Origin of the sequence: Pedobacter suwonensis, from assembly GCF_044762335.1 — a bacterium.
GTDB lineage: Bacteria > Bacteroidota > Bacteroidia > Sphingobacteriales > Sphingobacteriaceae > Pedobacter.
On sequence record NZ_JBIWEB010000023.1, the window covers coordinates 54,968 to 68,273 of the forward strand.

Annotated in this window: 8 protein-coding genes; all 8 read right to left on the reverse strand. The window is 40.7% G+C overall.

Annotated features, from left to right (window positions below):
* Window positions 1-21: 21 nt before the first annotated feature.
* A complete protein-coding gene (locus tag ACIQXP_RS22945; protein WP_387508101.1) occupies window positions 22-1,953 on the reverse strand; it encodes an alpha-amylase family glycosyl hydrolase in 1,932 nt (643 codons plus the stop codon).
* 151 nt (window positions 1,954-2,104) lie between these two features.
* Window positions 2,105-3,481 (reverse strand): MFS transporter, encoded by a 1,377-nt coding sequence (locus ACIQXP_RS22950; protein WP_387508102.1) that lies wholly within the window; start codon window positions 3,479-3,481, stop codon window positions 2,105-2,107.
* 188 nt (window positions 3,482-3,669) lie between these two features.
* Complete coding sequence (locus ACIQXP_RS22955) at window positions 3,670-5,349, reverse strand: alpha-amylase family glycosyl hydrolase (protein ID WP_391527807.1); 1,680 nt, start codon at window positions 5,347-5,349, stop codon at window positions 3,670-3,672.
* 182 nt (window positions 5,350-5,531) lie between these two features.
* Complete coding sequence (locus ACIQXP_RS22960; protein ID WP_387508105.1) at window positions 5,532-7,850, reverse strand: glycoside hydrolase family 65 protein; 2,319 nt, start codon at window positions 7,848-7,850, stop codon at window positions 5,532-5,534.
* A 71-nt stretch (window positions 7,851-7,921) separates the two neighbouring features.
* Complete coding sequence (gene pgmB / locus ACIQXP_RS22965) at window positions 7,922-8,608, reverse strand: beta-phosphoglucomutase (RefSeq protein WP_387508107.1); 687 nt, start codon at window positions 8,606-8,608, stop codon at window positions 7,922-7,924.
* Window positions 8,609-8,708: 100 nt separating this feature from the next.
* The gene (locus tag ACIQXP_RS22970; protein WP_387508109.1) at window positions 8,709-10,622 is read right to left on the reverse strand and encodes a glycoside hydrolase family 13 protein; all 1,914 of its coding nucleotides are present in this window, start codon (window positions 10,620-10,622) and stop codon (window positions 8,709-8,711) included.
* 140 nt (window positions 10,623-10,762) lie between these two features.
* Entirely contained in the window at window positions 10,763-11,698 is a 936-nt protein-coding gene (locus ACIQXP_RS22975; RefSeq protein WP_402759975.1) for a SusE domain-containing protein, read from the reverse strand.
* Between the two features lie 18 nt (window positions 11,699-11,716).
* The gene (locus tag ACIQXP_RS22980) at window positions 11,717-13,306 is read right to left on the reverse strand and encodes a RagB/SusD family nutrient uptake outer membrane protein (protein WP_387508111.1); all 1,590 of its coding nucleotides are present in this window, start codon (window positions 13,304-13,306) and stop codon (window positions 11,717-11,719) included.

Here is a 13,306-nt window from a genome sequence, read left to right on the forward strand (position 1 = left end):
TGGATAAATGACTGGAATTAATTACTTCAATGCTGTTTTACTAAAAATATGGTATTCTCCAGGCGCTAAAGTTTGGATGTAGCTGCTGGTGCTTAAATTAATACTACTACCAACTGCATCGATCCAGGTTCCAGCAGACCCGAAATCAATATTGGCCGCCTGGCTCACTACATCAAAATTACCAACCACCACAACAGTATTAGTTCCTTCAGTTAACTTGATATATTTGACGCCGCCTGCAAGATTATATGTCGAATTGCTCGAATTAAAAATACTGTTATTTTTTTTCAACCTGATAAATCTGGCATAAGCATCGTATAATGCCCTACGGTTCGGATCACTGTAATAATCCCATTTAATAGGTTTTTCACCTGTCCGCCCGTTAAAATCGATATTGACATCGTAACCCAATTCACCAAACTGCCATACCATTTTAGGTCCTGGGACGCTGAATAAAAAGGCTGCTATGAGTTCTTCTCTTTTTAACGAAGTAGCCAGGTTTCCTTTAATTACATAACTTCCGGAAGCATTGCCGTAGGTAATATTCTTAAAATTTAAGCGCTCCTCGTCATGACTTTCGCCATAGCCAACTAAGTTTTCCGATTTAGCGAAGCCATGGTTGGCATAAAAACCCCATTGAAAATTAGAATTATCCAACCAGCCCATCGTAGCCTCATTCATGTTATAATTCATATTGTTCCAGAGCATCATGCCCTCATCAGCCAGTACCTTCTCTTCAGATTCTTCTGCAAAATGTTCCAAAATCACATAAAAATTAGGGTCTAAACTTTTGATATAGCCATTGTAATCTTTCCAAATGGCAACACGGCCAGCATCGTACAACCTGAACTGTGCATCATCCGTTGATTGTTTCTGTGTAAATCCCTTTGAAAGATCGAAACGGAAACCATCAATTTTATATTGTTGCATCCAAAACTTCATCACATCTTTCGAGAATTTTTTGGTCGCCGCACTTTCATGGTTAAAATCATAACCAACATTAAACGGATGTTTCGCATCCACATTAAACCATGGACTATTTGCTGTAGGTTTCGAGCCATCAAAATACAACTGCACCATCGGCGACTGACCAAAAGAGTGGTTTAACACCATATCTAAAATTACAGCAATGCCACGTCCATGGCACTCATCAATAAAATTCTGTAATGCGGTTTTGGTGCCATAATATTTATCGGGTGCAAAATAAAATGATGGATTGTAGCCCCAGCTTAAATTTCCTTCAAATTCGTTTACCGGCATTAATTCAATTGCATTGATACCTAAACCGGTTAAATAATCGAGTTTTGCCAAAGTTGAGGCATAGTTATGATCAGCAGTAAAATCGCGTACCAATAATTCGTAAATCACCAGGTTATTTTTTTCAGGACGGGTAAAACCGGTATTTTTCCAGGTATAAACGGGTTGATTAGCCTGCATTACACTTACAATTCCTGTTGTTTTACCTGTTGGATAGCCTTTTAAATTAGGATAGGTTGCTGCTGAAATGTATTTATCATTATCAGGATCGAGTATTTTCTCGCAATAAGGGTCGGCAACTTTTAAGTTTCCATCTACATAAAACTGATAGGCATACTCTGCAGATGGATTTAAATTATCTACCTGAGTCCACCAATAATTTCCATCTGGTGTATTTTTCATGGGTAAGCTGGTGGTAGACCAATCATTAAATTCACCAATCAACGATACGGATTTTTTACCTGGTGCATAAAGTGTTACAATGGCCGATGTTCCATTGTTGGTAAAAACCACACCATCTTTGGCTCCTGAAGGCAGATCAGCTTTCTGATCAGTTGGTATAGATTCTAAACCGCCATCCGGCGCTTTTTTACAGGCGGTAATACATGCTGTTACCAATAGCAAAAGGTAAACAATGGTTTTGACTCTTTTTGTTTCGTGCAGACACGAATCAATACGGTTAATGTTTTTTTTCATTTGGTTAGGTTATTTGATTTTTACCACAGAGAACACCGTTTTTTTTCACAGAGTGCACTGAAAATACATCTTTTATGTACCTCGGTCTGTGCCCCCCACAGACCGAAGCATGAATAATGGTCTGTGAGGACACAGACCATGGAATAGTGTTTTAGACTGATCTATTTTCTTCTACTTCCAGTTTAGAAGTCAAAACTTCATCAGTTTTCTTTGATTCACGGATAAATAAATAACAGATTACAGCTGCTAAAATCATCAATCCACCACCTAATTGTACAGCTAAAAGCCTGTCGTTATTTAATACATTACGCATTAACCAGCCAAAACCGAGCGAGGCGATAATTTCGGGCAATACAATAAAGAAGTTGAAGATACCCATGTAAATCCCGATTTTATCTTTAGGCAGCGATCCGCTTAACATGGCATAAGGCATAGAAAGGATACTGGCCCAGGCAATGCCAACTCCTGTCATACATAAATACAGCATATTTTTATCGTGCACCCAGGCAACGCTGATTAAACCGACTGCACCGCAGATTAAACAAAGGGCATGGGTAGTTTTGCGGCCCAGTGTATCGGCAATTTTCGGTAGTATCAGGGCAAACAGAAAAGTAATTACGCTGTAATAAGCGAGTGTTAAACTGCCAAAATCGGCCCCATGCGCATAAACCGGATCAGCAGCATCTTTGCCACCAAAAACATTCATGGCAACAGCGGTGGTATAATAAAACCACATTAAAAATAAACCTGGCCAGGTAAAAAACTGAACCAAAGAAACAATCTGCATCCTTTTTGGCATATTCCTCAAGGCATGAAAAATTTCTCTTGCACTACCCCCAAAACCTTTGTTGCTTTCTTTTACTTTTTCTTTAAAATCTACATCCTGGGGTGGATATTCTTTGGTGGTCAGCACTGTCCATAATACTGCAGCGAAAAAGAAAAAAGCACCGATATAAAAAGAGAATTTAACATTTTCTGGGATACTGCCCTGTGCTGCCGTATTGGTTAAATGGAATATATTGTTCATAATCCAGGGTAAGGCCGAAGCTACACTCCCACCTAAACCGATCATCATGCTCTGCATAATAAAACCCCGGTTAACCTGACTATCAGGCAATTTATCGGTAACAAAAGCGCGGAAAGGTTCCATGGCTATGTTTCCAAAAACATCCAGGATCCAAAGCAGTCCGGCTGCCATCCACAATACACTACTATGTGGCATGAAGATTAAGGCAATACTACTCACAATGGCCCCAAGCATAAAGTAAGGCCTTCTCCTGCCCCATTTTGGATGCCAGGTGCGGTCGCTCAGGTAACCTATTACCGGCTGTACCAATAAGCCGGTTAAAGGGGCTGCCAAAAACAATAATGGAACCTGATCGGGATTGGCGCCCAGGTTTTCGTAAATGCGCCCCATGTTGGCCCTTTGTAAATCCCATCCGAACTGGATCCCGAAAAACCCAACGCTCATGTTAATGATTTGTGCGAGTGTTAATTTGGGGTTCTCGAATATTGTTTTTAAGCTCATTTTGTTTAGTTTTAAGCGCTTAGCGCAGGGCGCATGGCGTTATTTTCTATTGCTTTAATAATTCTACGATAACGAGTGTCTCATTTTTCACCACAGAGAACGCAGAGTTTTGACACAGAGTTCACCGAGAATAAATATCCTTCGTGTTTCTCTGTGCTGTCACTTTGTGTGCTCTGTGGTTAATTATCTTAAAATTCTATCACCTGAGCACTAACCGGCGCCAGGGTTACGGGTATGTTTGTGCCTGCAGGTATATTTAATTTTTTATCTGTCAACAGTTCTGTAACCGGAACGGAAGATTTCGCCTTTAAAACCTGATCAGGAATTTCTATAATGGCGCTTAATGTTTGGTTTCGATCAAAATTGGCTACTACAAGTAAACGCTGCTTGCCTGAGTAGCGGATAAAAGCGTACATCCGGTTATTCATATTTCCGGTAACAGGAACTTCATAAATTTTTCCATTCAATACGGCATCACTTTTTGACGTTACTTTTAATAATTGCTTATAGTAGTTCCTCAAATTTTGCTGTTCACCATTTAGTTTATGACCGTCAAATAAGCCCCCGTTCATCCATTTCTGGTGGTTCGGAACGCCCCAATAATCGAAAATGGTGGTCCGGTTATCATCCCCGCCAAAACCTTCCTGCCCTTTTCCCGGTTCGCCAACTTCCTGACCAAAATAAAGCATCACGGGGCCTCCGCCTAAAGTTGCGGAAACGACCATTGCGGGTAACGCGAGTTCTGCCTTGCCCGCAAATGCAGCTGAAGCAATACGTTCTTCATCATGGTTTTCTAAAAAGCGAAGCATGTGATGGCCAAAACCGGCACTTTCTTGCTGCCAAATGAAACGGATATCTTTTACATCTGCATTTGGTTCATTTCTGATCAACCTTTTTAAACCATCATATAAACCAACTTTATCATACAGGTAATCGAATTTTCCTTCATCCAGATATTGTTTGTAAACTTTTGGATTATAAGCTTCTCCTATAAAAATTAAATCCGGATTTACTTTTTTAACCTGCGGAATTACCCCGTTCCAAAATGCAATGGGCACCATTTCAGCCATATCACATCTGAAACCATCTACTCCTTTATGGGTCCAAAAGATCAAAACATCGCGCATTTTCAACCAAACTGGTGGAATGGGATCAAAGTATTGTTTCTCGCTGTTCTGATAATCAACACCGTAATTCAACTTAATGGTTTCGTACCAGTCGTCATATTTTGGTTGTGCTGAAAATACGTTATTACCGGTTGCTTTTGCCGGATTTTCATCAAATTTCCCATCCTGAAGTACCGAAAGCGGCGTTTTTTGCCCATTTGTTGGAACCACTAAGGGTTGACCTGGGATATAATAAAAATCATTCCTAGGACTAAAAGCTACAGTGACATCATCATTTGCTCCAAAGTCGATTACATTTTTTGGCTTTGTATCAGAATGGTAACTTCTGGCCACATGATTGGGTATAAAGTCGATCAGCACTTTTAAGTTTTTAGCATGTGTTCTTTTTACCAGTGCTTTAAACTCTTTCATCCTGTTCTTAACGTCAACAGCCAGATCGGGATCTACGTCATAATAATCGCGAATGGCATAAGGCGAACCTGCCCTGCCTTTTACCACATCGGCATCATCAGGTTTAATTCCATAGGCACTATAGTCGGTTAAACTGGCATGGGCCAATACCCCTGTATACCAGACATAGTTCACATGAAGTTCTTTTATTCCATCTAATGCTTTATCGGTAATATCGTTAAACTTACCGGAACCATTTTGTTGGATGGTTCCGTATGGGATATTGGTGGTATTTTTGTTTCCGAACAAACGGGGCAGTAACTGATAAATAACGATCTGTTTATCATTCATTTTTGTGCGCTTTTTTTGTGCAAAGGATGATATGGGGATGATGATGAAATTAAAAAAAAGTATCAATAGCCAGCTTTTATTGCTTTCGAATGCGAATAAGCTTTGAGCAGAATAACATCTTCTATCAGATAAAGTTTTAGATTTTAACCCTCTACCATCCGCCTTTATACCCTTTACCTTTCTCATACCAGCGCAGCATTATTTACTTCGATCTCCGTATTGCCGGCCAGTTGATAAAACTGATTTCTGATGCCGATTTCTACATCAACACCTGTATTGTTTTTGATATTGATGCTGTTTCCGTCAATATTTACTTTTAAGGTAGCTCCCCTGAAGCCGATAGTGAAAGAAAAAGATTTCCATTTACCCGGCAAGAAAGGACTAAAATGCAATTTACCATCACGTACACGCATACCGGCAAAACCTTCCACCACACTCATCCAGGTTCCTGCCATAGAGGTGATATGCAGACCGTCTTCCGTATCGTTGTTATAATCATCCAGATCTAAACGTGCAGTACGTAAGTAAAATTCATAGGCCCGTGCCTCGTCGTTTAATTTGGCTGCCAAAATACTGTGAACGCAAGGTGATAACGAACTTTCGTGTACGGTACGTGGCTCATAAAAATCAAAGTTTCTTCTGATGGTTTCCAAATCATAATCTTCTTCAAAGAAATACAATCCCTGCAAAACATCGGCCTGTTTAATAAAGCATGAACGTAGAATCCTGTCCCAGCTCCATTTTTGGTTAATCGGGCGTTCACTTGCCGGAAGATCTTTCACCAAAATTTGTTCCTTATCTAAATATCCATCCTGCTGTAAGAAAATCCCCAGTTTTTCATCTTGTGGATAATACATTTTCTCGATGATATCGGCCCAATCGGCAAATTCTTTTTGATCGAAATCCAAGGCTTTCAACAGCCTGTCATATTTTTCAGGTTGTTGCGCTTTTACAACTTCGGCAGCTTCTGTTGCATATTTCATACACCATGTAGCCAAAATATTGGTGTACCAATTGTTGTTTACGTTATTTTCGTACTCATTTGGTCCGGTTACACCAAGCATTACATATTGTTGTTTATCGTTGCTCCAGTTTACACGTTGCTTCCAGAAACGGGCAATACCGATCAATACTTCTAAACCATATTCAGAAAGATAACTTTCATCTCCTGTATAGCGGATGTAATTAAAAATAGCAAAAGCGATGGCTCCGTTACGGTGGATTTCCTCGAAGGTAATTTCCCACTCATTATGGCATTCTTCACCATTCATGGTAACCATCGGATACAAGGCAGCCCCGTCTTTAAAACCCAGTTTAGCCGCGTTTTCTATAGCTTTACCCAATTGTTTATAGCGATAAACTAAGAGGTTTCTGCTTACTTCCTGCGGAGCAGTTGCCAGGTAAAAAGGCACGCAGTAGGCCTCTGTATCCCAATAAGTAGAGCCACCATATTTTTCGCCTGTAAAGCCTTTCGGACCGATATTTAAGCGGTCATCTTTACCAGTATACGTTTGAAAAAGCTGAAAAATATTAAAACGGATTGCCTGTTGTGCAGAAACATCACCTTCAATAATAATATCACTTTCTTGCCACTTCGCTGCCCAGGCTTCGCTTTGTTCTTTTAATAAAGTATCAAAACCCTTGGAAGATGCTCGGGCTATTACAGATTTGGTTTCCTTCAGAAGTGACTCTTTAGGATAATTTTCTGAAGATAAATTCGCGGCAATTTTTACCAGAGTAACCTCTTCGTTTGCTTTAACATCTACAGAAAAAGTTTGCCCGACGAATTTCTCTTTACGTACAGCCTCTGGACTGATCGCCAACCTCTCTGCATTCTTATACAGTTCGACGTTACTGCCAGTGCAAACTTCAAATTCAGTTTTCTTTGTTCTGAGTTTGATATAAGCTTCTGTTCCAGAGATTTCATCAACAACTTTATCCCAGAACTTTTCATCGTAGTTACTGTCCTGATTTTTGACATCCCCATCAATAAAAGGTGTTAATGTTAATCTGCCATCAAAATTTAATGGTGTAATGCTATAACGGATGGCGCCAACTTCATCATCAGCAATGCTGCAAAAACGGGTTGATTTAACTTTTAGTGTTTTACCACTTTTCAGTTTTGCCTTGAAAGTACGTTCCAGGTAACCGGCATGCATATTCAGCACCCTTTTAAAATCGCTCACCTCGGCTGTTGCCAGATCAAGAATCTCATCATCTACTTTCACCTCTATTCCTACCCAGTTTGCGGCATTTAAAACTTTGGCAAAATATTCAGGGTATCCGTTTTTCCACCATCCCACGCGGGTTTTATCCGGATAATAAACACCAGCAACATAATTTCCTAATAAGGTTTCTCCTGTATAAGTTTCCTCAAAATTGGCGCGCTGGCCCATACGTCCATTCCCCAAGCTGAAAATACTCTCGGAAATCTTATTTAAATGTGGATCAAAGCCTTCTTCGATAATATTCCACTCATCTGCTTTAATGTAGTTTTTCATAACTAGTATTGAGAAGTGAGATTTGAGATATGAGACATATTGCCTTAAACCTTAAACCCTACACCGTAAACCTATAAATTTTCTAAATCTTTAACTGTTAATTTGTCTAATCCGCTTACTACCAGATCAGCCTGGCTAAGCACATTTTTTTCGCCGATACCGATGGCTTTCATTCCACCTCTTTTTGCCGCTTCTACCCCAGCAACAGCATCTTCAAAAACCACACATTCTTCGGGTGTAAAGCCTAAAAGTTCAGCCCCCTTTAAAAATACCTCAGGATCGGGTTTTGATTTGGTCACCATATTTCCATCGACAATTTCATCGAAAAAATGGGCAAGGCCTGTTCTTTCTAAAATAATTCCCGAGTTTTTGCTTGCCGAACCCAAGGCCAGTTTGTAACCAGCTTTATGAATTGCCGTTAGAAAATCTACTGTTCCAGGCAAAACTTCTGCTGGCGTCATTTTGGTGATCATATCTACGTACCAGCCGTTTTTCAAGCTAGCAAGCTCTTCTTTCTCTGCGTCGTTTTTTTGTACACCACCCCAGGCCAAAATCTTATTCAGACTTTCTACCCTGCTTACACCTTTTAATTGCTCATTCTGCTCTTCTGTAAAATCGAAGCCCATGGTATTGGCCAACCGTTTCCAGGCTTTGTAATGGTAAACTGCGGTATCTACCAGTACGCCATCTAAATCGAATAAACAAGCTTTGATTTGAGATTTGAGATCTGAGATTTTAGATTGGAGATTTTCTTGCATCTTTGTTATATTTTTTTGTATCAGGTAGTGAGTATTGAGTAGCAAGTAATGAGTATCAAGATGTAAGTCCGACACCTTAAACCCTCTACCTTTTACCTTTCTACCTTAATTCAAGCACCAATGTAGTCCTAGCGGGTACTTTAATGTTTTTAAATTCGATGTTTTCGCCGGTAATTACATTTTTAGCGGAAGTAATTCCTGTTGTTCTTTCGGCAAAACGATCTGTATTCAGTATTTTTTCTTTTTCTGTATTGTTTACAATAACCATTACCGTGCCTTTTGGTTCTGCATGGTAGCGGAAATAAACATAAATATCATCCTGCGGCACAAACTGCATCAATTTACCTGTTTGCAATGCAGGACTGTTTTTGCGGAAATTAGCTAAGGTGTTTACAAAGTTGAAAGCCTCGTTTTCTTTGTTTGTACGGCCACCGGCGATGAATTTATCTTTTTTATCGCCCTCCCATCCCCCAGGAAAATCAGAACGGATTAATCCATCCGGATTGGAGAAATTTTTCATTAAAATTTCTGTTCCGTAATACATTTGCGGAATGCCGCGCATGGTTAATAAGATACTCATTCCCATTTTGTATTTATCGAAATCTTCACCCACCATTGAGTAAAAACGGCTCATATCGTGGTTATCCAGAAAAATACAGTTGGTATTTGGGTTTTTATACAGAAAATCGTGAGCTAAGGTGGCATACAAACGGTTAATACCGTCTACCCAACCATTTTTACCGTTTATTCCTTCATAAATGGCATCCTTTAACGTTGCATCTGTAATACCCTGCAAATGGGTATCAAAACCGCGGTTAACCGTATTGCCCCCTGTAAAAAAAGCCTGGTTTGCTACTGCAGTAACCAATGTTTCACCGAAAACCGAAAGATGGGGAAATTCAGCCTGAACTTTTAAAGCCCAATCGGCCATATAAACCGGATCGTTATATCCATAGGTATCCAAACGTAAACCATCTATACCGGCATATTCGATCCACCAGATATGGTTTTGGGTAAGGTAATTCTGTACATATGGATTACGCTGATTTAAATCGGGCATTGTAGGTACAAACCAGCCATCCAGCATCTGTTTGCGATCTGCAGCAGAAGCATGAATATCCATCACGGTTTGATCGCGATAACTGGTTTGTGTATATTTTGGCCATTGGTTTAGCCAGCTTTTCATTGGTAAATCTTTGTAAAACCAGTGTTGGGTACCAATGTGGTTGTGTACAACGTCTTTAATCACTTTCAATCCTTTGGCATGTGCAATCTCTACGTATTTTTTGTAAAGTGCATTGGTACCAAAACGCGGATCTATTTTATAATGATCGGTAACCGCGTAGCCATGATAAGAAGCCTGTGGCATATCATTTTCTACCTCTGGAGTCATCCAAACGGTGGTTACGCCTAAATCTTTCAGGTAATCGAGGTGATTAATTACGCCCTGGATATCGCCACCGTGGCGGTAGTACATACTATCGCGGTTTAATGCCGTTTCAGTTAAACCCTGAACCACATCATTGCTTTTATCGCCGTTCGAAAAACGATCTGGCATCAGCAGATAAATAAAATCTTTGTTGGTTACCCCCTGAATCCTGCCTGCGCTTTTATCGCGGTTTTTTAATTCATAGGTGTAACTGAATATTTTTTTGCCCTTAGCTGTAAAGTTGATCGGAAATTTTCCGGCCTTGGCATCTGGTGCAATGGTTAAATCAAGAAATAAATAATTTGGGTTTTCTACTTTGTTTACTTTTTGCAGTTTTATCCCCGGGTAAGTTAAAGAAACTGAACTAGAAGCAATATTTTCGCCGTGAACCAGCAATTGCAGCTTAGGGTTGTGCATGCCGGCAAACCAAAACATCGGTTCGATACGCTCGAGTTTTTGGGCAAAAAGACTATTGAAAGATAAGATAAGTAAAAGCACAACGGCGCTGCTTACTTTATTTAAAAAAGTGTTAGTATGAGCATTAAATAGCAAAGTAATTTTTTTAAGGGGATTGATTATGATCATGCTAAAACTTAAAAATGCCCCGCAGCAAGAAATGCTGCAGGGCGGTATGTATAACAAATTAGTTTTTAACCATTGTGGCTTTTTTAGCAGCCACATCTAAAGTGATGGTATAGGTTCCGGCAGTGGTAACCGCAATATTGTCACCCCCCGTTTGTAAGGGTGTTTAAACTACCACCAAGGTTGGTTCCCCAATCGTGGGCAAACCTGAATTTAAATGCACCGGTAGTTAAAGTGGTTTTAATGGTATAAATGTTTGCTTTGCCATCATTTGTCACCTTCATATCGGTATCATTGCCCCAGCCACCTGCGGTTGCGTCGCCAATAATCGACCATTCTTTCGGAACGCCGATGGTGTAAGTACCCGCGTTCAGGTCAACAGTTACCTGTTTCACTACTGCATCAGGTGATTTAAGGTTATCGCCTGCACTGCTGCTGATTTTACCACTTCCTGCATCACCATAAGCTACATCCCATTTTTTTGCCGGGGTAACTTTAAACTCGAGGTTGCCAGGTGTGAATGCGATCATTCCTGTATAAATGCCATTGCTTGAAACAGAGATCAAACTATCGGCAGTTGAAGGATTCCAGCCCTGATACGCTCCTGGAACGTATACCCATGCAGAGGCAAGGTAAGGCGTAGCGGTTAAAGTAATCACGTTTGAATAAGTTAAATCGTTCGCTGCCGCACCCGATTTTAGTCTAACCTCAATCTGTGCTGCAGTTCCTACCTTTCCCCCAAGGGCTAAAATCATATTATTTACCTCGGTAACGGTTGGTGCATAAGTCTTAGTAGTTACGGCCACCTCTCTAACCGGAGAAAAATTAGTGCCTTTTAAGCCAAACTGTAAGCTGGTATTTACCGGCACCACGTATCCGGTTGAAGTAGCAAGCGGGTAGCTTAAGGTAAATGCTACCTGCGAGGCATTAGATTGTACCAGGTTAAGCGTAGTTGCTGATGTGGTTAATGTTCCTGCAGGGCTAATATTTGAAACGGTCTGCGTTTCGTCTTTCTTACACGACCACAGCGAAACCGCGATAAGGCCAACTGCCAGGGTTTTGAAAAATATCGATTTCATCTCTCTTAAGATTAAATATTAATAACCAGTATTTTGAACCAAATTCGGGTTTGCAATCAGATCTGCTAAAGGAAGCGGATACAAATTACGGTAAGCAGGTAATGATGCCCCGGCCTGTACACCACCTTTGAACGGCCACAAATAAGTTGAACCTGTAAATTTACCATAGCGAACCAAGTCGGTACGGCGATGACCTTCCCAATAAAGTTCTCTGGCACGTTCATCCAGGTAAAAGTCTGTAGTCAACGCCGCCTCAGAAACATCTCCGGAGGTATTGCCATAAGCCCTTCCGCGCAACAAGTTTACATACGTTCTGGCTTGCGATACACTACCGCCTGAACCTCCACGGGCAACAGCTTCACCATAAATCAGGTATTGCTCTGCCAAACGGAATAATGCAAAATCAAGCGAGCTGAAAGTTCCGTTCAATGAGCGGCCCATTGCACCGGTAGAAGTTACATTTTTGAATTTGGTTATGCGTAAACCATCAGTAAATTCGCCTACAGCATCAACATTTCTTTTTGTACCAAAAAATACACCACGTTTATCCTGGCTCCCATTAGCGTCAGGAAAAAGTGCAGGCAAGTTTTGCCTGGTCCTGTTTCCTCCCCAACCACCATTTGGCACGCCGTAAGTTGTTGGGTTCATATCTCCATTGATGGCCGCATTAATCAAAAACGTTGTACCGCCATAGTTGGTACCGTTAATGCCGTCATAGTTGATGGTTAGTATATTCTCGGTATTGTTCACTTCATTATCTGCTTTGAACAAGTTCATATAGTTTGCTTTCAGGCTGTAACCTGCATTGATTACCTTGCTTGAGTAGGTAATAGCCTCGGTATATTTAGCTGTTCCGGTATACACCTGAGCATTAAGATATAATCTTGCCAGTAAAGCCCAATCGGCGCCTTTATCTGCACGACCATACTCATTGGTACGGGCATCTGCCAGATCGCCTTCAATGGCTTTTAATTCTGATTCTATATAGGTAAATAAGGCAGCCCTTTGGATCTGTTTAGGGTTGACTTTACCAATAGCATCATCCTCAGTAATAAATGGCGGGTTTCCGAAAGCATCCATCAATACCCAGTACTGATAAGCGCGTAAGAAACGTGCCTCGGCGCGGTAACGGTTAATTGCAGTAACATCGGCTCCTGTAATATTTCTACCGGCCAATTTTTCAGGTGTACTTTCGCGAAGAAACTCATTGCAGAAAGTGATCTGCAGAATACTCCTTGAATATAAACCGCGCAAAAACTGGTTATCCGGACTTGGTGTACCATAATCCAGTTCGGGAATCCCCACATCGCCCCAGGCACAGATGGCCTCATCGGTTACCAGTTCCTGTGAGGTCCAGAATAACCTTAAAAAATCGGCAAAACCTGCGTTTAAACCACCAACATCACTGTTATCTGATCCGGACGGACTGGTAAGTGCATATGTGGCGTATAGCTTCACTAAGCTGTTTTTGTAACCTGCCGGCGTTGCATAAACGTTCTCGGCGGTAACGTCATTGGTAGGCCTCAGGTTTAAATCCTCTTTTTTACAAGCATTTAAACTGATTGCCAGGAAACCCAATGCCAATATTGTTTTAAATGAATTTTTCAT